Genomic DNA, 22724 nt, shown 5'->3' with positions numbered 1-22724 from the left:
CGGCGCTGCCGCCTTTTCATGGCGGCATCGAAAGACGAGCGCCGGCGCTTCCGGACAGCGCTGTCGTCCGGGTCGTGACGGCTGCCTTCTGTGCATAGCCGGGCAAAAGCGTTCTTCAGGGCGATATGGCGGTTGAGATCGTAGCTCCAGTGGCCGCGAAGCCCTTTCAGCCTTTCGCGTTCGAGCAGGCGTGAGACACGCCGCCGGACTGCCACGCGGGCTTCGCCGGACGATTGCAGGGCTTCCCCCAAATCTATTCCCGTCATGATGAAGAATGCTGCGGTCTGCCGCGCTTCGGCGACGCGCTGTTTCCTGGCGCTGCGAAACGCCGCCATATCCATTTCAAGAGAATGCATGCCTTACCTCCGCCTGTGTCGACCAGTGTGCAGCGGGCCGGGCGAGCGGGGATAAATCGGCAGTTCATTTCATGTGGGAACATTAAAAAGGCAAGCAAAAACAGCGGGATGCATGTTGCATCGCAAATCTTTTGTTCTTTATTTGTTCACGGTGTAGGTGATAAAGGATATAAGAAAATATTCCTTTTAATGCTGGGGGAAATTCAGTGCAGACGATTTCAACAGGCAACCTTGCCACCGAGAAGGATCATCAACCTATCGAGGAGCCTTCCATTGGACATGTGCTCCCCAGGGTAAGCCCCGTGAACGATGAAAGGGTTGCCGATATCTGCGAATGCGTGATGGATCTGACGGCGGCGCTCTTCAATGTAAGCGGCAAGGAACTGCGCAGCCCCGGGCGGAGCTCGACAAGTGTGGCGCGCGTTCGCCAGATCGGAATGTATGTAGCCCATGCCATGCTGCGGCTGAACATGACCGAGGTCGGCCGGGGTTTCGGCCGCGATCGCACCACGGTCATGCACGCCTGCCATATGATCGAGGATATGAGGGAGGATCCCGATTTCGACCAGATCATCATCATGGCGGAACGGGTGACAGCCGCCGCCTTTCGGCAGATGGAGGTGCGCTGACATGAAACGCGGCGATGCAGACCTCGCACGGGGAGCGCGCGAAGGAACCCGGCTGATCCGGTTCCTGGCCAAGGGCACGGCCCGGCTGGAAGGAGCGGCGTGCACAGGCCGGATGCTGATCGATGGCGGCGACCGGGGGACCGTCTCGGCCAGGCCCGACGTCATCGTGGAACTGGCGCGGGAGGGCGTCATCCTACGGCAAGGCAACCGGATCGCGCTCACGGCGGACGGCATGGCACGTGCCAGGCGGGCCGATGCGGCGGCGGACCCGTTCGCGGCCCAGCACCGGACCGTGGGTACGGTGCGGACGGAGGTGGCCGGCCATTGGACCGAAGCGACGGTCAATTTACGCGAATCGCCGCTGGCACGGCTGGCAAGGCAACGCGGGCGGGCGGGAGAAACCTTTCTCGGCGAGCGGGAGTTTCGTGCCGGGGAACGCCTGCGCGCCGACTATACGCGCGGCCAGATCATGCCGCGTCTCGGGGCGAACTGGAGCGAAGCGGTGGCGGGCGGACGGCGCGGAAGCCACGAAAACGGCATCGGCGAGCTGACGGATGCGGCACTTTCGGCCCGTCAGCGCGTGGAAAAGGCCCTCGAAGCGGTCGGCCCGGAACTTTCCGGCGTTCTCGTTGACATATGCTGCTTCCTGAAGGGACTCGAGCAGGTGGAGGCCGAGCGCGGCTGGCCGGTGCGCTCCGCAAAGATAGTGCTGAAGACGGCGCTTGGCGCGCTCGCTCGCCATTACGAGCCGCAGCACACGTCGCAGCGGCGCTCGGTGCTGCATTGGGGGGCGGCGGATTTTCGTCCGAGCATCAAACGGTAAGAGACTGTGGTGCTACGCGGCGGCAACCGCCGCGCCTGCCTCGTCCTTCATGCGCTTGATCATGGCGCGCAGGCCGTTGGCGCGCTGTGGGGTGAGGTGCTCGTCGAGACCCAGCTCGCGCATCGTCTGCTCCGCATCGATGGCCGTGATCTCGCTTGCGCGGCGGCCGGAGAACAGCGCCATCATGATGGCGACGAGGCCGCGCACGATATGCGCGTCGGAATCGCCCTTGAAGCGGATGACGGGATCGGCGCCGTCGCCGGTTTCGGTGACGAGCCAGACCTGACTGACGCAGCCGCGCACCTTGTGGCGGTCGTCCCGCGCCTCGTCGGGGAAGGAGTCAAGGTCGTTGCCGAGCTCGATGATGTAGCGATAGCGCTCCTCCCAGTCGTCCAGGAAGGCGAAATCGTCTCGAATGGCGTCGATAGTGATGCTCATGCCCTGCATATAGTGGCTGTACGGGCCGACGTCACGGGTTTTTGCCGTCCTATTCGGAGGCTTCGATGCTTCCAGTGGTCAGGACAGGCTCGCTGGGCCGAGGCGAATCGCCGGCCGTTTCAACTGCTGCTTTGCTCGTTTCGTCTGCATCCACCAAGCCGGAGGCGATGGTGACGGCCTGCCTGGCGCGGGCCGCGATCGTCGCCAAGGCGGCGCGGCCGGTTTCGCAGACCTCAGGCTTGCGCTCGCAGATGCCGACCATGTCGACAACCGCTTCCCGCGCGGCGAAGAAGGCCTGGATGGGGCCGATGGCGTCGGGGCCTTCGCCCCCCGAGCCCGTGTCGAGCGGGATGACGAGCAGCACCAGCGAAAGCCAGAAGGCGGATCGTATGAGAAATCCCATTTGACAGTCCCTAAATGCCGCCCCGATTTCCGGGGCTTCCTTCAATCAATCTCTCACAGGCGGGCCAAGGACATATTGCGAAATTGGCTAAAATTCGAGGCAATTGAAATTCAAAGCGGTGAAGGATTGCTGTTGATTCGATCTTTCGATGAAGGCGGGAATGCGGTGCAACATACTCTTTACCAACCAAGCTTCTGATAAGGCACGAAAAACTTCGGGAGCTGCGCGGCGGGACGTCTGTCACTGAGCCGTTTCCGCGGGGCAAAATCGGCCACCCTTTGTTAACCATGCCGGCATTCGGATGCCCGCTGGCCGCGAAAAAGCGGTGGATTTGGGTGCGAGAGGCGCTCCTGGCGCGCGCACTTATCCATTCCTTAAAAGGTGGATGCGAGTTTTGCTTTCAGAACGAGAACCCGTAAAGCGGACACGAGTAGAGCGCGTCGAGTTGAGCACACGAGCCTCCATATCAGCAGATTGGCCCAAGGGCGCCGCAAAGGCGTGCGAACGGCTGTTGCATCCTTCCGTAGGGGAGGCTGCGGAGCGTGCGCGCCAGTCGCGGCTGTTGGGCGTGTTGCTCGCTGGCCCCTCGCTGGTCGCAGCGGGCCTTCTGCTGGTGCTGCCGGGCCATATGGATGGCGCGGTTTCCGTGGCGTGGGCGGCGATGACGCTCGGCCTTGGCCTCCTGTTTCCCTTTGTGCTGATCGCCACGGCTCTGCGCCGGCTGGTGGAGCCGGCCGCCCTTGTCGCAGGCGTTGCCGCCGCCGGATCGCTGGCCGCCCTTGCGGGCGGAGCGGCGACGCCGATGGCCGGCCTCTGCGCTGCGCTTGCAATCGAGGCGGCATGGGTAGGACGCTCGCGCCCGGCCGCGGCGGCGGGCATGGGTGCGGCAGGCATTGCCATGATAGCGGGCGCCCTGTTTCCGTGGGAAGCGACGGGCACCCTGTCGCCGGCCTGGGGCTGGCTCGTCATCGGTGTTTATGGCGCCACGCTGGCCGCCCGGATTCCGTTTTCCAAGGCGCAGGCCGCAACGGAAGATGGCGACGGGCCATTGGAGATCGAGGAATTGATAGGCGCCGCGGTATTCCAGATGACGCTGAGCGGCGATATCGTCCACGCATCGGACAGGACGCGCCAATTGCTGGGCGTTGCGCCTGAAATAATGCTTGGTAGCGGTCTCTTCGACCGACTGCTCGTTGCCGACCGGGTGATTTACCTGTCGGCGCTGGCCGATTTGCGTGACGATTGTGACCGCAAGTCCTTGCGCGTGCGGCTGCGTCGGGCAGTTGGAGAAGCGGGCGAGGGCGCATACCGGCCTTTCTTCCTTGAACTCGTGAGGCGCGGGGACGGTGAAACGATCGCCGGCGTTCTGTACGAGGACCGATTGGCTGCCGAACTCGAGCACGCCTTCGTTGAGGCGCGCGAGAGCGCGCAGGCGGCGGCGCTGTCGAAGACGAAGTTCCTGGCGTCCGTGAGTCATGAATTGCGCACGCCGTTGAACGCCATTGTCGGGTTCTCCGACGTGCTGGCGAACGAAATGTTCGGACCGTTCGCCAACGAGAAGCAGCGCGAATATGTGGGGCACATCCGTGAAGCGGGCGACCATCTGCTTTCCGTCGTGAACGCGATCCTGGATGTTTCGAAGATCCAGTCGGGAACCTATGCGCTTGGCTCCGAGCCTTTCGAATTCGATGGCGCAGTTCAAATGGCGATGCGCATGAACCTCCAGAAAGCGCAGGAGAAGGGCATCGAGCTCGGTGCCGACATTGCCGACGACGTCGGCACGGTGGATTGTGACCGTCGGGCGGTGCAGCAGATCCTGATCAACCTCCTGTCCAACGCCGTCAAGTTCACGCCTGCCGGGCAGGTGGAGGTTACTGCGCGCCGTCTCGGCAATCGGCTGGACTTTACCGTGAGCGATACCGGCATCGGCATTGCCGCCGACGATCTGGACCGGCTGGGAACACCGTTCATGCAGGTGCAGAGCGACTACACGCGCCATGTCGAGGGTACCGGCCTTGGATTGACCCTGGTGAAGGGTCTGGTCGGGCTGCTCGACGGAGGCATGAGCATCGAGAGTACACCTGGAAAGGGCACGAGCGTGACGGTGTCGCTGCCGGTGGGACATCAGCACCAGGTCGAAGAGCTCGGCGAGGGCCTTGGTTCGGTGCAGGGTTTTTGGAATAGCGAGTGGACAGATGACGCGTTACGCAAGACAGCCTGATGAGCATGCCGGAGTGACAGGCTGGATCGCCGCAGGTTTTGCGGGATTGGGCAGTGCCATGGCGCGCAATCCCATGGCCGTCGGCGGAACGACCGCATTTCTGATTTCGCTGGCATTCGTCTCGGCCAATGCCATCTGGTATCAACCGCAGCCGCATCCCAGTGCCTTCATACCGACGCGCGCTCCGGTGCGAACCTTTGCGCCGGCGCCCGATATCGTATCCGAGATGCCGGCACCGCGCACCGCGCCGCGCGACGTGCTTGCCGTCGGCGAATCGGCGAGCCAGCCGAGCGAACCGGTTGCAGCTGGCGAAATGGACCCGAACGGCGATCCCTCCGTTGGTTCCGTCCAACGGGTACTGGGCGATCTCGGGCTCTACAGGGGGCCGGTCGACGGCATGAACGGCCCGCAGACCCGCGCCGCGATAGAGAATTATCGCCGCATCGTCGGCCTGAGCGGCGGTAGCGAGATCGACGGACCGCTGCTACGTCAGCTCGGCCTTGGCCGGGATGTGGTCGATATTTCGGACGTTCCCGCGCCCAAGCCAGCGCCTCGTCCGCAAACTGGAAACCTCGCCGAGAACCCGGCCACGAACCCGAATGACGGCATGCATACGGCCTCGGTGGAGGGGTCGAGCGAGACGGTAAGGCGGGTGCAGGCAGGCCTCAAAGCTTTTGGCAACGAAGGCATCGAGATCGACGGCATGATGGGCGCGCGGACGCGCGAGGCCATTCGCGAGTTCCAATCCCTTTTCGGCCTGCCGGTGACGGGCGAGGCCGACGAGGCGCTGCAGGCGAAGATGCGCGAAATCGGCCTGACCAACTAAGCTAAGGTCTGTCGATACTGGGGTCTGGATGGGCTGCAAATGGGATTTTTGGGCGCTTCCGGTGCTCAAGTAGCTGCATGTCCATCCCGCTCGTCGCTGCGCGACGTCAAAAAAGCACAATTTCCATCTCACCCGGATTGAATCTCAACAGACCCTGAGGCAAGGCGGTTTCATGCGTATCACCAGCGACCTTTGGGTTTCAGCTCTCGTCAGGCGGGTTTTCGCCGATGGCGGCTTCGCAGCCATACGCAGGCGCGGCGCGCGTGAGGCAGGGGCTATCATGGTGCTGTTTCGCAAGCCCTTTGGCGAGGTCGATCTGTTCATACCCGCGCCGCAGACAAGCTATGACGACACACGCCCCCACGACCGGCAGTTCATGGCTGCCAAAACGGCATTGCAGGACGCCGATATAGATCAGATCATCGAGCGCGAACTGCGCTTCGACAGCGACATCTGGGTGGTGGAGCTGGAGACGGCGCGCGCGGCGGAGAACTATATAGCCGTCGTCGAGCCTTGAGCGGCATATTGGGCGAGGGGACCGGTCTGCTCGGCCGAACGCTTGCGCCATAGGTCCAGCTTTTCGCGCGCTGTCTCGGCATCAAGCGTACGGTAGCGCTCCAGGAAGAGGCGGATGCCGGCCGGATAGGCGACCTGGGAGGGATAGACGGCGGCGGTCACCAGGAATGCCTTTTCCTCATCCAGGTCGAGAACCCGCAGCGCCGGCATAAGCGCGGAATAGGTGACGCCGTCGCAGAGGCGGGCGGCGACAGCGGGGGAGATGGCAAGGAGCCGGGAAAGGGTTTCCGGCAATTTCGCCGGCCCCACGGTCAAAGCCGCCTCGCGCAACGCTTCATAGGCTTCCTGGGTATCGGGCAGCGCCGGTTCTGCCGCCTCGGTGGCGGCTGTTCCGGCCGCCTCGCTCATGAGGCCGCGCAAATGTTCGCGCATCTCCTCGACCGCGGTTGCAGCCGAACGGGACTCGGGTCCCGATGACGCTTTCTCGACGCGGGACAGGAGCGCGCGGACGAGCGCGGCGACCATGGGATGGAGATTTTCGCGGCGGGCGATGACGCGCGCATGGGCAAGGCCGTGGCGCGCGATGAGGGCGATGAGATCGACATCGGTGAGTGCGGTCGAGCGCACGAGAAGGGGTGCAGCGGTCTCGACCGGCTCGTCGCACAGGCGCTTTACCAGGCCGCCAGGCGCGGGATCGCATTCGCTGAGAGCGGCGGCGGCAAAGCGCCGGGCTTCCGTGGAAACGCGGTCGAAAAGGCCGAGCGCCAGATCGTCGAGCTGGACCACCTCTTCCCGGGTAGGCCGCGAAAGAGAGCAATAGGCTGTCACCGCGGCGCGGAACAATCGCTCGCAATTGCCCGGGCCCCCTCCAAACGCAATATGTCTGAAGTCCGCAGATGACACGCAGAATACGCCTACCAACAGATACAACAATGGTCCGCTGCAACGCCTTGTGGCGTGGCGGACCGGCACATCGGTCAAACTAGACGGAATGGATTAGCGATCCATTAACCCAGCGATTAAGGAATGCGTTCACCATTACCAGGCGGGAGCGATTTTGGCGGTAACCAATCGTTAACCATAACGGCGCAAGTTCGCGTCAGGAGGCGTTGCGTAAATGCTCCAACCCAAAAAGGGACGCGAGACATGGCGACAATCCTGCCCTTCAGGCGCCAGACCGCGGCGAGACTCACCCGCCGGGCGGCCCGGTGCAATGCGGAAATCATCATCTTCCCGGGCGTTCGTTATGAACGCGGCGCGGGTATCGATGCGGGCAAGAACAAGCGGCCGCCCGTCGGCGGAACGCGCGCCAAGCGGCGCGGAAAGAGCTGACGGCAGACGCCGCCGTTCTGCGGTCGCAGCGTATCAGAGAGGCTCGCAGCGCATATTTTCGAGGAAGGCGCCGGCGACGGCGGTCCAGGTCTTGTCGGGCACGAACAGGCGAACCAATGCGACGCCCTGATCGATTTCCGATTCCACGAACACCGATTGGGCAAATTCAGCCGGCAATTCACGGCGGAGCGCCAGCATCTGAGCCGTACTGGCGACGACCACGTCCAGATCGTCACCGGCTGCCGCGCGGTCGCTGATGGAAAACACATTGAGGCCGCGGTCGTCATAGATGGCCATCGACCAGAAGGGCACGCGACCGGTGGCGCGGACATGGAGAACGCCTTCCGACAGGTCGAACCGGCAGGCGGCTGCCTTCAGGAAAGGGTTGCGCGGCGTCGGCACGCGCCCTCCGGGAACCGATGGCGACAGGACCACCGTCTCATAGGCCTGCGCCGTCGTCGACAGACGGGTCCAAACATCGCGCACCGAATAGGCCGGCAGCATGAACAGGATGGTGACATGGACGATGCCGACGCCGACGAGCCCCAGAACCAGCGCGTAGAGAAATCTAAGCATCGCAGCCTGTCCGTATGATGTCGGGCATCGATATCTGGTCGATACCGGCGCTGGTCGAGACCGGTGTGTCGAACAGGGTCAGCACCAATTGCATGGAGCCTTGACCGGAAAGGGCGAGCCAGTTCCGGGGAGCTGGATAGTGCGATGCCGTGATCTCGATCCCCTCGGGCTCCTGCAGGATCATTTGCGAATGGAGCGCGGGCGCTCGGCGCCCGGTGGGGGGCAAGGGCATTCCCGAAAGATCGGCTGCGTAGAGCGTCCAGAGCCGTGAGACGGGCAAGGTTCCCGACAGGCGGTAGGCGCATTCGCGCCTTAGCGCCTGACCGTTGCTATCGCGCGTGGCGGTGAAAGCGATGCCTTCCGCCTTGCCGAGCGGAATGCCGCCCTCGCGAACGAAGCGGGCGCGCGAATAGGGGTCGGCCTGCGGCGTGCCGGCGTTGGGAAAGGCGGTCCAGGGCCCGATACGCAGGGCATCGATGGCCGGTGCTTCCTCGAGCATCATCCAGACGCTGACCGCTCCGCCGCCCAGCGCCACGGCGATCGCGAGCAGCAATGGAAGAACCGTTTTCATCATGATGGAAAGGCGCTCAAAGGGCGGAAAGAGTTTCAGAGGCGGATTTCGGCTTGAGCGGGGCAGCGCGCCGGAACTGCTCGCCGATTTCCTTCAGCGCATCCGTCGTGGCCGGCGGCATGGAACGGGCTGGACGCAGGCCATTGCCGTCCTCACCATTCTCGCCATTTGCCGCGGCCACCGCTGCCGGGTCCAGCTCGGGCAACGGATTTTCGATGCCGGGTATGGGCTTCAGCTCGATGTTCTGGTGGGCGTAGGCCATGAAGCGCTGCCACACCATTGCCGGCAGCGAGCCGCCGGTCATGCGGCGGGTGGGGTGGTAATCGTCGTTGCCAAGCCACACGGCGGCCACGTAGTTGCCCGTGTAGCCGACATACCAGCCGTCGCGATAGGACTGGGTGGTACCCGTCTTCCCCGCCGAGCGCACCATGGGAAGGGCCGCGCGCCGGCCGGTGCCCCATTCTGGAACCTGCACGAGGATACTGTTCATCGAGGACACTGCCTGCTCCGAAAGGACCCGGCGGGGCGGTGGGGCATCGCGGGCAAAATCATAGACTACTTCGCCCGAATGGGTGAGCAATTGCAAGACACCGTGGCGTGTGCCGGCATAGCCACCATTGGCGAAAACGCTGTAGCCGGTTACCTGATCCATGACGGTCATACCGGATGTACCCAGCACCATTGTCTTGTGGCCGTTGAGCTCGGTCTCCACACCCATGTCGCGGGTGAGCTCGACGATGGGATCGATGCCCAGATGGTCGCGGGCAAGGCGCACGGGTACGGTATTGTACGACTTGACGAGCGCGGTGGTCAGGTCGACGCTGCCGGCATAACCGCGCGTGTAGTTTTGAGGTGTCCAGTTGCCCCAGGAAATGGGCGCATCGGAGATGACCGATGTGGGGGTGAAGCCGGCTTCCATTGCGGCGGCATAGACAAAGGGCTTGAACGAGGAGCCTGGCTGACGCTCGGCACGGGTGGCGCGGTTGAACTGGCTCTGGCCATAATCGCGCCCGCCGACGATGGCCCTGACGGCGCCGTTGGTCTCGAGCACCACCACGGCGCCTTCCTCAACGTCGTAATCCTTGCCGTGCTGGCGCAGGTGGAACTCCAGCGACTCCTCCACGGCGTGCTGCAGGTCGGGGTCGATGGTGGTGCGGGCAATCAGCGAATGAGTGCCGCCACGGGGAACGATGCGCTTGACCTCTTCAAAAGCCCAGTCGAGAAAATAGTCAGGGCTGTCGCGGTGCCCGCGGTCGACCGGGGTGGCCGGGTTGCGGCGAGCGGTCAGCACCTGCCCCTCGGTCATGAAGCCTGCCTGGACCAGATTGGTGAGGACCTCGTTGGCGCGGGCACGGGCGGCGGGCAGGTTGATGTGCGGCGCATAGCGCGCCGGCGCCTTGAACAGGCCGGCGATCATCGCCGCCTCGGCGACCGTGAGGTCCTTTACCTGCTTGTCGAAATAGAAATCGGCGGCCGCCGCGATGCCGAAGGTGCCGCCGCCCAGATAGGCACGGTCGAGGTAGAACTGGAGGATTTCCTTCTTGGTCAGGTTGGCCTCCAGCCAGATCGCCAGGAATGCTTCCTTGACCTTGCGGTCGAGCGTTCGCTCGTTTGTGAGGAACAGGTTCTTGGCTAGTTGCTGCGTGAGGGTGGACCCGCCTTGCACGATGTTGTTGGCGCGCACATTCTCGCTCACCGCGCGCAGAAGACCGATAGCGTCTATGCCGAGATGCTCGAAAAACCGCCGATCCTCGGTGGCCAGGACTGACTTGACGACGTGGTCGGGCATCTCGTCCACGGGGACGGAATCGCGCTGGATGATGCCGCGCTGGCCGATCTCGTTGCCGTAACGATCGAGAAACGTTACGGCGTAATCGTCCTGCGCACGCCAGTCTCCTGCGGTCTCGTAGAAGGCCGGCATGGCCAGCGCCAGCATGACGACCGAGCCGACGGCCAGTAACGTGAAGACCTCGCTGTAAATCTCCGCCACAGCGCGGCGCGGACCGTAGAGGCGGAAGCGGCGGAAGAAGATGGTGAGGTTTTCCCAGAACTCCGACGCCTTGAAACCCGCCTCGTAGAGCGTGGAATCGAGCCACGCATCGATCTCAAGCAGCCTCGTGGCCCGTGGAGCCTTGGCTTTATGGCGCTTGTGCTCTTCGTCCATGGTGGGCCGTCAGGCGCCTTCTTCCCTGTTGCCGAGCCCGAGCCGGTTCCCTCACGGGATCACTCGGACAAAGCCTGCATTTTTAAGCATATTTAGCACATTCTAACTTCAGGGGAGGGAAATTGTGCTGACACAGTGCGGTGCAACCTGCATTTACGGTAAATATTGGGAGGATCAGGTCGAGTTGCGTGAAATCCGACAGAGAAAGGAAAATATTCCTTGACCGCGTGACGGTCCGCTGGTAGGGTTCAGGCATCGTCGGAAAAGTGGGTTCGAAGGTGGCCGGGGCGGCTGGTTGGTTGCGCCGGGGCTTGTCGCCATTTCAAAGTGTTACAGCGTCCTTTGCGCATCCAATTGGATGCGCGGCGCTGTGTGTTTTCCGGATTTGAGGTTTTGGAGCGCCGCGGTTTTGCCGGGGCGCTTTTTTATTGGCTGAAGGAGGTGGATATGGCGACTGCGGCGGAGAGGCCGTTGCGGGCGGTGCGCGCGACCTTCGAGGGGGCGGAGCCCTCGCTGGAGCTGCTGGCGGAGGCCACGCAGCGCTCGCTGGCATCGCTGCAGAGGCAGGCGGAGCGCGACGGCTGGAACGGCGATGGCCCGGTGGATGCCGGGGCGCTGGAGGGGCGGCTCTTGCGGCTTTCCGACACGCTGGTGCGCGAGTTCGAGAAGTTGAGCCGCGCGGGAAAGGCGGCCGGCAGGTTCGACAAGGGGCGCATCGATGCGCTGAACTCGATGCTGAGGATGATCGAGAAGATCGGTGACATGACGCGCCTTCCCCAACGCGCGGCAGACAGGCAGATAAAAAGCGATGCAGAAATGGCCGCCGCCCTCAAAGCGATCGATCAGCGCATCCTCATGCTTGCCAGAGAGCTTGCCAGCTGTCTCGACGACGGCGAACTGGTCGCCGGAACTGACGGAAAAGATTCTTGACGAATGGGTGATGTCCGCACGGCTGGCGCAGTACCCGATATTGAGGGTCGCTCCCGTCTGGCTCGTGATGGGCGGGCGTGGAGCGGGCAAGACGCGGCTCGGCGCCGAATGGGTCAACGGGCTGGTGCGCGGGCTGACGGTGTTCGGCGGTGCGCGCTACGGCCGCATCGCATTGGTGGGCGAAACGCTGGGCGATGTGCGCGAGGTGATGATCGAGGGGCCTTCCGGCATCCTCGCCGTCTCGCGCCGCGGCCTGCCCCGCTACGAGCCGAGCCGCCGGCGGCTGCTCTGGGACAATGGCGCGGTGGCGCAGGCGTTTTCGTCGGAAGACCCCGACAGCCTGCGCGGGCCACAATTTGATGCGGCATGGTGCGATGCGAAGACGATCTGGGCCTCGCTGGTGACGATTGCCACCGCGCTCGCCGGCATGTTCGGACTGCCCGTCGACGGGCTTGATGCGGCCGCAGTATCTGAATCGCTGCTGCAGGCGATCACTGCCATATCGGGCCTGGCCGCCATATTGGGCCGGGTGGGCGCGCAGAGTCGAATTCGCTGAGTCTCGCCGCCCGTCCCGTGCGATGCGCGGGGCGGGTGGCTCGCGAGTTATTCATTCCCCATTCAGACAGTTTGCGTTAAACGAACGGTATGAAAAAGCATCGCCCAGTTCCCGTAATCACTGCCGCAATCATGTTTGTGGCCGCATGTGCTGGCGGCGCGCGGGCGCAGGAGGAAGCGCCGCAATTGCTGGCCCAGAATGGAGCCGATTGTTATGCGATCGGCCAGCGCATCGCCGCCGAGAACGGTGGGACGCTTGCCAAGGCGACCGCGCAATCCCAAGGCGGATCGACGGTTTGCAAGATTGTCGTACTGGTCCCCGGCGGGAGCGGGGAGCGGCCGAGGCGGGCCGAATTCACGGTGCCTGCCGGTTAGGGCGGGGCTTTTGAAATATTCCTGGAAGGCATTTCATGCGAATTCTCGTTGTCGAAGACGATCAGGATCTCAACCGCCAGATTAGTGAAGCCCTCGGCGATGCGGGTTATGTCGTGGACCGGGCCTTCGATGGCGAAGAGGGGCATTTTCTCGGCGACACAGAACCATATGATGCGGTGGTTCTCGATATCGGTCTTCCGCAGATGGATGGCATCAGCGTGCTGGAGCGCTGGCGGCAGGGCGGGCGCGTCATGCCTGTCCTCATATTGACCGCGCGCGATCGCTGGAGCGACAAGGTTTCCGGGATCGACGCGGGCGCGGACGACTATGTGTCCAAGCCGTTTCACATGGAAGAGGTACTGGCGCGTGTACGCGCGCTCATCCGGCGGGCGGCCGGCCATGCGACATCCGAACTGGTTTGCGGGCCGTTGCGCGTGGACACCAAATCCTCGAAGGCCGACGTTGACGGAGTTTCGCTGAAGCTGACGTCGCATGAATACAGGATGCTGGCCTATCTGATGCACCACAAGGGCTCCGTCGTCTCGCGCACCGAGCTTGTCGAGCATCTCTACGATCAGGATTTCGACCGTGATTCGAATACGATCGAGGTCTTCGTGGGCAGGCTCAGGAAGAAGCTCGGCGTCGACCTGATCGAAACGGTTCGGGGCATGGGATACCGCATGCGCGAGCCGGATGCCTGACGGCCGGCAGCCGAAAATTTTCTCGGACGGTAGGCTTCGCGATCGATTGAAGCGCCTGGTCCGCATGGTCACCTTCCGCGTCGTCGCCTTCTCTTCGATATGGGCGATCATCGCGCTTGTCGTCATTGCAACCGTCAGTTCGGCACTCTTCCGGCAGGTCAGCCACCGCGGGTTCGACAGCGTGTTGTCGGCACATCTTTTCAATCTGATCGCCTCGGTCAGCGCATCGGATTCCGGGCGGCTGTCCGGTACCCCCAATCTCGGCGATCTGCGTTTCTCGCAACCGCTTTCAGGCTGGTACTGGTCGGTCGAGCCTGCCTCGGAGGCTTTGCGCAACAGGCTGTATTCGCCTTCCCTTGCCGCGTCGCTCCCACCGGATGTTCCGGCCAACGTGCCTTTCGATGACAACTTCCAGCGTGAATACGTGGTAACAGGACCTGGCGGCGAGCAAGTGGAAGTGCTCGAGGCCGAGGTCGTGCTTGGCGAGGATGAGCGGATCGCCCGTTTCAGGGTCATGGGCAATCTGAGCGAGTTGGAAGAGGAAATCGCTGCATTCACCCGCAGGCTGTTCGGCTATCTGACGATCTTCGGCGTGGGCATGATCGCTATCAACGTTATCGCGATTCTTCTGGCGTTGCGGCCGTTGCGCAGTATCCGGCGGGCGCTGGCAAACATTCGTGCCGGCAGTGCCGAGCGCCTTGCCGGTCCCTTCCCGACGGAGATTGCACCTTTGGCCGAGGAGACCAATGCACTGATCGAGAACAATCGGCGGATTGTCGAGCGGTCGCGCAAGCAGGTGGGCAATCTGGCGCACTCGCTGAAGACGCCTCTGGCGGTGCTGATGAACGAAGGCGATGCGCTGGGCGGCGGGCGTGGTCGGCTGATCGCCGGGCAGGCCGAGGCAATGCAGAAGCAGATCGACCACTATTTGCAACGGGCTCGCGCGACGGCCCAGCACGGCACTTTATCGTTTCGCACGCCGGTAAACGCAACGCTGGCGCGCCTGGCGCGGGTGACGGCGAAGCTGAACAACGAAAAGCAATTTGACGTGAGCTTGGCGGATGTGGACCTCGTCTTCGCCGGAGAGCGCGAGGATTTGGAGGAGATTGTCGGGAATCTCCTGGAGAACGCCATGAAATGGGCCCATTCCCGCGTGGTCCTGTCGCTGAACGATATCTCCGGGGAAGCGGGGAGCGAGGGCCGTTTCTCCATAGTGGTCGAAGACGATGGACCGGGCATTCCGCCCGATCAGGCCTGGCAGGCGTTAAAGCGCGGCCGGCGCCTCGACGAAACCAAGCCGGGAACGGGCCTTGGACTGGCTATCGTGGCCGACCTTATCGAAGAATATAACGGCAAGCTTGCGCTTGAGCGGTCGCCGCTTGGCGGGCTAAAGGCGGTAGTCACGCTATGGTGCTCCTGAGAGCCTAACCGCTATTGACGGACAAAAATCCTCAGGCAGCCCTAGACTGCCGAGTTTCCGGTGGGTTCTGATGCAGGCGGGACGCCGGTAGACAAATTTCCGACAAACATGGTCTATTATTCATGTTCCCGGTATAAGCCCCACGGCGATCAGCAAAGGTTGGAATCCAGAATTGGCGAGTTTCATGAAATCTGCGGCATTGGCTATGCTTTCCGCGGTCGCGCTCTCCGGCTGTGCCACGAACATGCTGAGTGGGGCGCCAGAGGCGAATGCGCTGACCCAGCCCCAGAGTTCGGACGGACAGCAGTCGATCAGCGGCATCGTGGGTGCGGGGCTGCTGATGAGTGGGCTGGGTTCCGATCTCAGCCGAAGCGAAAAGATCGCCGCGCTTGACGCCGAGTACAAGGCGTTGGAGACCCGCATGGCCGGTGAACCGGTAATATGGCGCGATGAGAAATCGGGCCGTTCCGGAACGGTGATCGCTGCGCAGCCCTACCGTGTCGGATCGCAGGATTGCCGGCCCTTCACCCATATGATCGAGGACAATGGGCAAAGCCGATCGGTGCGTGGCACCGCCTGCCGCAATCGCGACGGCAGCTGGACGCTCTTAAACTGAGGGCCTTTGACCGCTTGCCGTTTGCCGCCCGCATGAATGCCAAAAGGCCGCATCGGCGTCAGGTTGGCATGGGTTCGGGCGATGGATATGAGTGGCTATGATGTTCTGGATCTTTGCCGCGCTCCTGACGCTTGCTGCTTCGCTCGCGGTTATGCGCCCCTTTCTGCGCAAGAGCGCCGACGCTGCGCACGGCGATCAGCACGATATCGCCGTCTATCGCGACCAGCTTGCCGAGTTGGAGCGCGAACGCGAGCGCGGGCTGCTCGACGAGGGTGAAGCAGAGGAAGCACGCGCCGAGATCGGGCGGCGCATTCTGGGGCTTCAAAAGAGCGACGCATCTCAAGAAGCGGCCAACGGAAATCAGGGCGCGTTGGTGAAGGTCGTTGCAATCGCTGCCGTCCTTTCGGTTCCCGTGGTGAGTTGGGCGACATATCAGCTTATCGGCCGGCCGGACATACCGGCGCAGCCCTTGGCAGCGCGGCTCGAGAAGGATCCAGCCCAGGCTTCGCTCGACGAACTGGTCGCACGCGCCGAAAACTATCTGGCCGAAAATCCCCAGGACGCGCGCGGCTGGGACACGCTGGGCCCGGTCTATATTCGCCTTGGACGGTACCGGGATGCGGCCAATGCCTTTCGAAAGGCGATCGACACGGCCGGCGGCACCGCAGAGCGCGAAGCCGCTCTTGGCGAAGCGCTCGTCGGCGTGGGCGAGGGGGTCGTGACGGGTGAAGCCGAAGCGGCATTCATCCGCGCCCGCGAACACGATCCTGCAAATCCACGCGCCCGCTTCTACCTTGGAATGGCAGCGGCGCAGGAAGGCGACAGTGCGCGTGCCGGAAAGATCTGGCGCGCCCTGGCCGAGGAGCTCGACGATGCCTCCCCCTGGAAAGGCGCGGCAGCTTCTGCCCTCGCGGATCTTACAGGGGGCAGTCCTTCCCAGAACGACGATGCCGCAACCGACAGCAATTCGGCGTACGAGCGTCAGCAGATGATCGAGGGAATGGTGGCGAGCCTCGATGCAAAGCTCCGCGACAATCCGCGGGATGCGGAGGGTTGGCGGCGTTTGATAAGGTCCTATGTCGTGCTCAATAAGCCATCGGAAGCCAAAGATGCCCTGGATCGTGCTGTGGCGGCTTTCGGAGCCGGCAGCGAGGAGGCCGACGCGCTGAACGCATTTGCGAAGGAACTGGGCGTTTCGTCAACGGAATAGGTAGATCGTGACCCGCAAGCAAAAACGTTTAGCCGTCATCGGCACGGGTATGGGCTTCCTGGCGGTTGCCGCCGCGCTCGTCTTCTACGCGCTGGGCCAGCAGACCTCCTACTTCTATATGCCGGGCGACTTGCTGACGCGGCCCGCCGTGGCGGGCGACAGGATCAGGCTTGGCGGCCTTGTGCAGGCCGGCTCCGTCGTGCGCGGCGAGGGGACGCAGGTCCGCTTCGCCATCAACGACGCCGACAACTCGGTGCAGGTCACCTATAATGGCATCCTGCCGGACCTTTTCCGGGAAGGGCAGGGCGTCGTGACGGAGGGCACGCTGGGCCCCGACGGCGTCTTTGTCGCCGATACGGTGCTGGCCAAGCACGACGAGAACTACATGCCGCGAGAGATGGCGGAGAGCCTGAAGGAGCGGGGCGTTTGGCAGGAACAATGATCAGCTGGTGCCGCCTATGAGCGTCGAGCTCGGCCATTTTGCGCTGATACTGGCTTTCGCGCTGTCCCTGGTGCAGGCATCGGCGCCTCTTGTCGGAGCACGCCTGGGTAATGGGCGTCTCATGCAGATCGGCGAGCCCGCTGCGATAACCGGCTTTGCCCTGATTACCCTGGCATTCGCAGCCCTGATGCTCGCTTATGTCCAGTCCGACTTTTCGGTGCTCAACGTCTGGGAGAACTCCCATTCGGCCAAGCCGCTCCTGTTCAAGCTGACCGGCACCTGGGGCAATCACGAAGGGTCGATGCTTCTTTGGGTTCTTATCCTTTCGCTGTTCGGCGCGATGGTGGCCTTCTTCGGAAGCAATCTGCCACCCTCGCTGCGCGCCAATGTGCTCGCGGTGCAGGGGATGATCGCATCGGCCTTCCTGCTGTTCATCCTTGCCACCTCCAATCCCTTCGCCCGGCTGCAGCCCGCGCCCATCGAGGGCCGCGACTTGAACCCGATCCTGCAGGACGTGGGGTTGGCTGTTCATCCGCCGCTGCTTTATCTCGGCTATGTCGGCTTTTCGATTTCCTTCTCCTTCGCCGTCGCGGCGCTGCTGGACGGGCGCATCGACGCCGCCTGGGCGCGCTGGGTGCGCCCCTGGACGCTCGCCGCATGGGCCTTCCTCACCGGCGGCATCGCCATGGGGTCCTACTGGGCCTATTACGAACTCGGCTGGGGCGGTTTCTGGTTCTGGGATCCCGTCGAGAACGCCTCGTTCCTGCCGTGGCTTTCCGGAACGGCGCTGCTGCATTCGGCGCTCGTCATGGAAAAACGCGGCGCGCTGAAAATATGGACGGTCCTGCTCGCCATCCTGACATTTTCGCTCTCCCTGCTCGGCACTTTCCTGGTGCGCTCGGGCGTGCTGACTTCCGTCCACACATTCGCGAGCGATCCGGCCCGTGGCGTCTTCATCCTCGCGATCCTGATGCTTTTCATTGGCGGCGCGCTGGCGCTGTTCGCCTGGCGTGCATCGGCGCTTGCTCCGGGCGGGCTGTTCCATCCGATATCGCGGGAAGGCGCGCTGGTTCTCAACAACCTGCTGCTCACCACGGCTGCCGCGACGGTGCTTGTCGGAACGCTCTACCCACTGCTCGTCGAGGCCGTGACGGGCGACAAGATCTCGGTCGGCGCTCCGTTCTTCAATCTTACCTTCTTGCCGCTCTTTCTTCCTCTGCTGCTGGCCATGCCTTTCGGTCCCGTGTTGGCTTGGAAGCGCGGCGACCTGGTTGCCGCGGCGCAGCGCCTCCACCTTGCATTCGCCGTGGCGGCCATCGCCGGCTTCATGGTCTATTTCCTCGTCGACCGGGCAACGGCCTTCGCAGCCATTGGCGTCGGCATCGGTCTCTGGCTGGTTTGCGGTGCAATTGCCGATCTGGCCGTCAAGGCGGGGGCAGGCAAGGTCGGGCCAGTCGTCGGGCTGCGCCGCCTGTGGGGCCTGCCGCGCGCCATGAAGGGCACCGCGCTTGCCCATGCGGGAATGGGGCTGACGGTGCTCGGCGTCGTCTGCGTAACCACGCTCGAAGCCGAACGCATCGTCACGATGCAGCCGGGCGACAGGGTCGAGATCAGCGATTTCTCGTTGCGTTTCGACGACATCCGCCCCTTCACCGGTCCCAACTACTCGGAAGAACAGGCCTTCTTCACACTGTTTTCGAGCGGCGGCCGGCAGATCGGCGAAATCGTCTCGTCCAAGCGCTTCTACACGGCGCGCGGCATGCCCACGACCGAAGCCGGCATCGAGACGCTCCTTCTCAGCCAGCTCTACATCTCCATAGGCGACGCGACGTCGGCCGGCGGCCTGGTGGTCAGGGTGTGGTGGAAGCCGATGGTGACGCTCATCTGGCTCGGCGCCCTCGTGATGATGATCGGCGGCACCGTCTCGCTTCTCGACCGGCGGCTTCGCATCGGAGCGCCCAAGGCGAGCCCCAAGCGCCGCCTCGCGACCGCGGGAGAAGGCGGATGACCATTCGGCGCTTCGTGCTGATCGCCATCGCCGCGCTGCTGTTCGCGGCGGGGCCGCAGGTGGCCGGCGCCGTCCAGCCTGACGAGATGCTTTCCGATCCGGTGCTCGAGCAGCGCGCGCGGGACCTGTCGGCCGGGCTGCGCTGCATGGTCTGCCAGAACCAGTCGATCGATGATTCCGACGCCGAACTGGCACGCGATCTCCGGGTGCTGGTCCGCGAGCGCCTTGCTGCCGGCGACAGCGATGCCGAGGTGATCGAATACGTCGTCTCGCGCTACGGCGAATTCGTTCTCCTGAAGCCGCGTGTGAGCCCGCGCAATGCGCTCCTTTGGGCCACGCCCGTCCTTATCCTGCTTGCCGGTGTGATCGTGCTTGCCCTTGGCGTGTCGCGGCGCAGGAAGAAGCGCGCGGCACCTCTGACCCCGGAGGAAGAGGCAGCGCTAAAGGGCATCTTGAACGAACGGGACTGAGTTCTCGCGCTCTTGTGTTCGCCGGTGGCTCGCCAATCCGACGCCACATCCCTAAGCTCCTCTACCATACCCACCGACGTCCGATCTTCGGGCCGGTGATATAAATCGGAGGAGGCAACATGACTTCCAGTGTTCAAAAGCTCGAATTTCCGGGACATTCCGGTGCGAAGCTGGCGGCGAGGCTGGATCTTCCCAATGGGCCGGTGCGTGCCTATGCCATCCTTGCCCACTGCTTCACCTGCTCCAAGGATCTGAAGCCGCTGCGCCGTATCGCCGCTGACCTGGCGCGGGAAGGCATCGCCGTCCTGCGCTTTGATTTCACCGGACTGGGCTCCAGCGATGGAGAATTCGCTTCCACCGATTTCTCTTCCAATATCGCCGATCTGCGCGCCGCCGTGGATTATCTGCGCGAACATTACGAAGCGCCTTCCGTGCTCCTGGGCCATTCGCTGGGCGGAGCGGCGGTGCTGGCGCTGGCCAAGGACGTGCCCGAGGCGCGGGCGGTGGTCACAATCGGCGCGCCTGCCGATGCTTCGCATGTCCTTTCCAGCTTCGGTGCAAGCCTGGAGGAGATCGATCAGCGCGGTGAGGCGAAAGTGACCCTCGAAGGGCGCCCGTTCACCATCACGAGCGATTTCGTTGCCGATGTGCGCGATCAGGCAATGGCGGAAGCCATCGCCGCCATGCGCAAGCCACTGCTCATCCTCCACGCTCCGCGCGACGAGGTCGTCGGAATCGAGAATGCCGAGCGCATATTCACCGCCGCCAAGCATCCCAAGAGCTATGTTTCCCTGGATGATGCCGACCATCTCCTGACGGACCCTGAAGACGCCGCCTATGCCGCGTCCGTCATCTCCGGTTGGCTTTCCCGCTATATTCCCAGAGACAAGCCGCAGGGCGAGGAACCTGTCGAGCATGTGCAGGTGCGCGAAACCGGTGAGGGACGCTTCCAGAATTCCGTTCAGGCGGGACGGCATCGCCTGTTCGCCGACGAGCCGGAGGCGGTGGGCGGCATGGACAGCGGGCCGTCTCCCTACGATTTCCTGTCCATAGCGCTCGGGGCCTGCACCTCCATGACGCTGCGCCTTTATGCAGAGCACAAGAAGCTGGCACTTGGCCGTATCGACGTCGACGTTTCGCACAGCAAGGTGCATGTAGAGGATTGCGAAGAAGATGCGAAAGGCGGCAAGGGCGGCCGCATTGACCGGTTCGAGCGCATTATCTCGATCGAGGGCGAAGTCCCGGCCGAGCTGAAGGACAAGCTGGCGGAAATCGCCGGAAAGTGCCCCGTTCACCGCACGCTGGAGGGAGATGTGCGCGTCGTCACCTCGGTCAAGGAAGACGTCCAGGCTTAGGCAAGCGCGAGAATGTGGGAACATTACCAAAGTTTCATGCCACGGAAATGGCGCGGTAAGGTGCCGTAACCTATTTGAGGGACAACGGAGCGGCGCTCCTGCCGCTCGGTCCCGTTAATCTCAGTAGAATGGCAAAGGAGCCTCTATCGATATGAGTGCAAACAACTCGACTATATCGAAGACGCGCAAGAGACTGGTGGCGGCCGCCGCCTCCGTGGCGATCGCAGGCGCGATCGGTCTTGGCGCCGTAACCACGGGCACGGCCCCCGTACTGGCCGAAGCGGTCAAGCTGAATGCGCCTGTTCAGGCGCCAAGTTTTGCCGACGTGGTGGATCTGGTTTCACCGGCGGTGGTGTCCGTTCGGGTCAAGGGCAGTGTTCAGGAAACGAGTGGTCCAGCAGCTCCCTTCTTCGATATGCCTGGCTTCGAGGACCTCCCTGAAGATCATCCGATGAGGCGCTTCTTCGACCAGTTTCGCGAAGGTCCGCGCGGCCAACGGCATGATCGCGGCCCGCGTCCGCCCCGGCCCATCTCGCAGGGTTCAGGCTTCTTCATCTCGGAAGATGGCTACCTGGTCACCAACAATCACGTGATCCAGGGTGGCGACCAGTACACGGTCGTCATGGATGACGGCACCGAAATCGATGCGGCACTGGTTGGAAGCGATCCCCGCACCGATCTGGCCGTCCTCAAGGTCGACGAAAAGCGCAAGTTCACTTATGTCGATTTCGCCGATGACAATGGCGTCAGGGTCGGCGACTGGGTCGTTGCCGTTGGCAATCCCTTCGGTCTCGGCGGCACCGTGACGGCCGGCATCGTTTCGGCTCGCGGCCGCGAAATCAGTGCCAACCCTTATGACGACTATATCCAGATCGACGCGGCGGTGAATCGCGGCAACTCCGGTGGTCCGGCATTCAACCTGTCGGGCGAGGTCATCGGCGTGAACACGGCGATATTCTCACCCTCCGGCGGCAATGTCGGCATCGCTTTCGCCATTCCGGCCTCGCTTGCCAAGAGCGTCACGCAGCAACTCATCGAGAACGGCGAGATCGAGCGCGGCTGGCTCGGCGTCCAGATCAGTCCCGTTACGGCCGAGTTTGCCGAGTCTCTGGGTCTCGACGAGGAAAAGGGCGCCTTCATCCAGGGTGCCGAGGAAGGCGAGCCGGCAGCCCGTGCCGGCATTCAAGCCGGCGACGTCATCCTGGCCGTGAAGGGCGAGAGCATCGCCTCTCCGCGCGATCTGGCCCGCAAGGTGGCTGAATTGCCGCCCGGCGAGAAGGTCGAGGTATCGATCTGGCGCAACGGCAAGGCCATGACGCTCGACGTGGAACTGGGCGAAATGCCCACCGACCCGCAGGTCGCTTCCGCACCGTCAGAGCAGCCCGCACCGGACGCCGATGCGGCTTCGGCAGGCTTTGGCCTCACGGTCACTCCGTCGGAGGACGGTGTTGGCCTGGTCGTCACCGATGTGGAACCCGGCAGTATCGCCGACGAAAACGGCATCCAGCCCGGCGATGTCCTCCGTTCGGTCAACACCCAGGACGTCAGTTCCGTTGAGGATATGAAGGCAGCCGTCACTGCTGCCGAGGAGGCGGGCCGCCCGGCGGTTCTCGTGCAGGTGGTGCGCGATAGCGCCAACCGATTCATCACGCTGCCCGTCGGCTAAAAGGCGGCAGGAACCCACCGGCTTTCCCCCAAAAAAAGCCGGTGTCAGAGCGTGACCCGCTCGGGGCGCGGCGGTGGGTTTCCCGCCGCCGCGCCTTTTTCGATTGGATGCGTGAAGGTAT

23 protein-coding genes and 2 pseudogenes are annotated in these 22724 nt (G+C 63.3%); 18 read left to right on the top strand and 7 right to left on the bottom strand.

The window, feature by feature from the left end:
• Window positions 1-107: 107 nt before the first annotated feature.
• Window positions 108-356, bottom strand: a pseudogene (locus tag N1058_RS01325) (cytoplasmic protein); the annotation flags it as partial.
• A 206-nt stretch (window positions 357-562) separates the two neighbouring features.
• On the opposite strand from N1058_RS01325, the gene N1058_RS01320 reads away from it, so the two are divergent.
• Entirely contained in the window at window positions 563-985 is a 423-nt protein-coding gene (locus tag N1058_RS01320; protein WP_265515674.1) for a helix-turn-helix domain-containing protein, read from the top strand.
• A 1-nt stretch (window position 986) separates the two neighbouring features.
• Complete coding sequence (locus N1058_RS01315) at window positions 987-1808, top strand: DUF6456 domain-containing protein (RefSeq protein ID WP_265515673.1); 822 nt, start codon at window positions 987-989, stop codon at window positions 1806-1808.
• 12 nt (window positions 1809-1820) lie between these two features.
• Here the strand turns inward: N1058_RS01315 and N1058_RS01310 are convergent, their stop codons facing one another.
• Together N1058_RS01310 and N1058_RS01305 are read right to left on the bottom strand one after the other, a co-directional pair.
• Window positions 1821-2246: a SufE family protein gene (locus N1058_RS01310; RefSeq protein WP_265515672.1), complete on the bottom strand. Its 426-nt coding sequence runs from the start codon at window positions 2244-2246 to the stop codon at window positions 1821-1823.
• Between the two features lie 49 nt (window positions 2247-2295).
• Window positions 2296-2649 carry a DUF5330 domain-containing protein gene (locus tag N1058_RS01305; protein ID WP_265515671.1) on the bottom strand — a complete coding sequence of 118 codons (354 nt, stop codon included), beginning with the start codon at window positions 2647-2649 and terminating at the stop codon, window positions 2296-2298.
• A gap of 511 nt (window positions 2650-3160) precedes the next feature.
• Between N1058_RS01305 and N1058_RS01300 the strand changes: the two genes are divergently transcribed.
• The 3 genes from N1058_RS01300 (at window position 3161) to N1058_RS01290 (ending at window position 6213) form a co-directional block, all read left to right on the top strand.
• Complete coding sequence (locus tag N1058_RS01300) at window positions 3161-4870, top strand: sensor histidine kinase (protein WP_265515670.1); 1710 nt, start codon at window positions 3161-3163, stop codon at window positions 4868-4870.
• Window positions 4845-5696 carry a peptidoglycan-binding domain-containing protein gene (locus tag N1058_RS01295; protein WP_265515669.1) on the top strand — a complete coding sequence of 284 codons (852 nt, stop codon included), beginning with the start codon at window positions 4845-4847 and terminating at the stop codon, window positions 5694-5696. The genes N1058_RS01300 and N1058_RS01295 overlap by 26 nt, the downstream gene beginning before the upstream one ends.
• 172 nt (window positions 5697-5868) lie before the next feature.
• A complete protein-coding gene (locus N1058_RS01290; protein ID WP_265515668.1) occupies window positions 5869-6213 on the top strand; it encodes a DUF1491 family protein in 345 nt (114 codons plus the stop codon).
• Here the strand turns inward: N1058_RS01290 and N1058_RS01285 are convergent.
• Window positions 6189-6998 carry a hypothetical protein gene (locus N1058_RS01285; RefSeq protein WP_265515667.1) on the bottom strand — a complete coding sequence of 270 codons (810 nt, stop codon included), beginning with the start codon at window positions 6996-6998 and terminating at the stop codon, window positions 6189-6191. The two genes, N1058_RS01290 and N1058_RS01285, sit on opposite strands and share 25 nt — an antisense overlap.
• Window positions 6999-7358: 360 nt before the next feature.
• On the opposite strand from N1058_RS01285, the gene N1058_RS01280 reads away from it, so the two are divergent.
• Complete coding sequence (locus N1058_RS01280) at window positions 7359-7544, top strand: hypothetical protein (RefSeq protein ID WP_265515666.1); 186 nt, start codon at window positions 7359-7361, stop codon at window positions 7542-7544.
• 33 nt (window positions 7545-7577) lie between these two features.
• Here the strand turns inward: N1058_RS01280 and N1058_RS01275 are convergent, their stop codons facing one another.
• Genes N1058_RS01275 through N1058_RS01265 form a run of 3 tightly spaced genes read right to left on the bottom strand, consistent with a single transcriptional unit; the run spans window position 7578 to window position 10855 of the window.
• Window positions 7578-8120 (bottom strand): DUF1254 domain-containing protein, encoded by a 543-nt coding sequence (locus N1058_RS01275; RefSeq protein ID WP_265515665.1) that lies wholly within the window; start codon window positions 8118-8120, stop codon window positions 7578-7580.
• Entirely contained in the window at window positions 8113-8694 is a 582-nt protein-coding gene (locus tag N1058_RS01270; protein ID WP_265515664.1) for a DUF1214 domain-containing protein, read from the bottom strand. Before N1058_RS01270 ends, N1058_RS01275 begins: the two co-directional genes overlap by 8 nt.
• Window positions 8695-8707: 13 nt before the next feature.
• On the bottom strand, window positions 8708-10855 hold the full coding sequence (locus tag N1058_RS01265; RefSeq protein WP_265515663.1) for a transglycosylase domain-containing protein: 2148 nt from the start codon (window positions 10853-10855) through the stop codon (window positions 8708-8710).
• A 447-nt stretch (window positions 10856-11302) separates the two neighbouring features.
• On the opposite strand from N1058_RS01265, the gene N1058_RS01260 reads away from it, so the two are divergent.
• From N1058_RS01260 to N1058_RS01205, 12 genes and pseudogenes are all read left to right on the top strand, one after another.
• Complete coding sequence (locus N1058_RS01260; RefSeq protein ID WP_265515662.1) at window positions 11303-11785, top strand: hypothetical protein; 483 nt, start codon at window positions 11303-11305, stop codon at window positions 11783-11785.
• A gap of 10 nt (window positions 11786-11795) precedes the next feature.
• A pseudogene (locus N1058_RS01255) lies at window positions 11796-12176 on the top strand (terminase large subunit domain-containing protein); the annotation flags it as partial.
• Between the two features lie 296 nt (window positions 12177-12472).
• Window positions 12473-12715, top strand: a complete 243-nt coding sequence (locus N1058_RS01250; protein ID WP_265515661.1) for a hypothetical protein — start codon at window positions 12473-12475, stop codon at window positions 12713-12715.
• Window positions 12716-12750: 35 nt separating this feature from the next.
• Window positions 12751-13416, top strand: a complete 666-nt coding sequence (locus N1058_RS01245; RefSeq protein WP_265515660.1) for a response regulator transcription factor — start codon at window positions 12751-12753, stop codon at window positions 13414-13416.
• 64 nt (window positions 13417-13480) lie between these two features.
• A complete protein-coding gene (locus N1058_RS01240) occupies window positions 13481-14836 on the top strand; it encodes an ATP-binding protein (protein WP_265515904.1) in 1356 nt (451 codons plus the stop codon).
• A 184-nt stretch (window positions 14837-15020) separates the two neighbouring features.
• Window positions 15021-15452 carry an RT0821/Lpp0805 family surface protein gene (locus N1058_RS01235; protein ID WP_265515659.1) on the top strand — a complete coding sequence of 144 codons (432 nt, stop codon included), beginning with the start codon at window positions 15021-15023 and terminating at the stop codon, window positions 15450-15452.
• 97 nt (window positions 15453-15549) lie between these two features.
• A complete protein-coding gene (gene ccmI / locus N1058_RS01230; protein ID WP_265515658.1) occupies window positions 15550-16662 on the top strand; it encodes a c-type cytochrome biogenesis protein CcmI in 1113 nt (370 codons plus the stop codon).
• Between the two features lie 7 nt (window positions 16663-16669).
• Entirely contained in the window at window positions 16670-17104 is a 435-nt protein-coding gene (gene ccmE / locus N1058_RS01225; protein WP_265515657.1) for a cytochrome c maturation protein CcmE, read from the top strand.
• A gap of 16 nt (window positions 17105-17120) precedes the next feature.
• Complete coding sequence (locus N1058_RS01220; RefSeq protein ID WP_265515656.1) at window positions 17121-19112, top strand: heme lyase CcmF/NrfE family subunit; 1992 nt, start codon at window positions 17121-17123, stop codon at window positions 19110-19112.
• Entirely contained in the window at window positions 19109-19582 is a 474-nt protein-coding gene (locus N1058_RS01215) for a cytochrome c-type biogenesis protein (protein ID WP_265515655.1), read from the top strand. The genes N1058_RS01220 and N1058_RS01215 overlap by 4 nt, the downstream gene beginning before the upstream one ends.
• A 119-nt stretch (window positions 19583-19701) precedes the next feature.
• The gene (locus N1058_RS01210; RefSeq protein ID WP_265515654.1) at window positions 19702-20937 is read left to right on the top strand and encodes a bifunctional alpha/beta hydrolase/OsmC family protein; all 1236 of its coding nucleotides are present in this window, start codon (window positions 19702-19704) and stop codon (window positions 20935-20937) included.
• A gap of 151 nt (window positions 20938-21088) precedes the next feature.
• Window positions 21089-22603 carry a Do family serine endopeptidase gene (locus N1058_RS01205; RefSeq protein ID WP_265515653.1) on the top strand — a complete coding sequence of 505 codons (1515 nt, stop codon included), beginning with the start codon at window positions 21089-21091 and terminating at the stop codon, window positions 22601-22603.
• The last annotated feature ends 121 nt before the right edge of the window (window positions 22604-22724 follow it).

This window comes from Nitratireductor luteus (assembly GCF_026162365.1).
GTDB classification, from domain to species: Bacteria; Pseudomonadota; Alphaproteobacteria; order Rhizobiales; family Rhizobiaceae; genus Chelativorans; species Chelativorans luteus.
The sequence above is the reverse complement of the archived record's forward strand: the minus strand, read 5'-3'. Positions and strand labels throughout refer to the sequence as shown.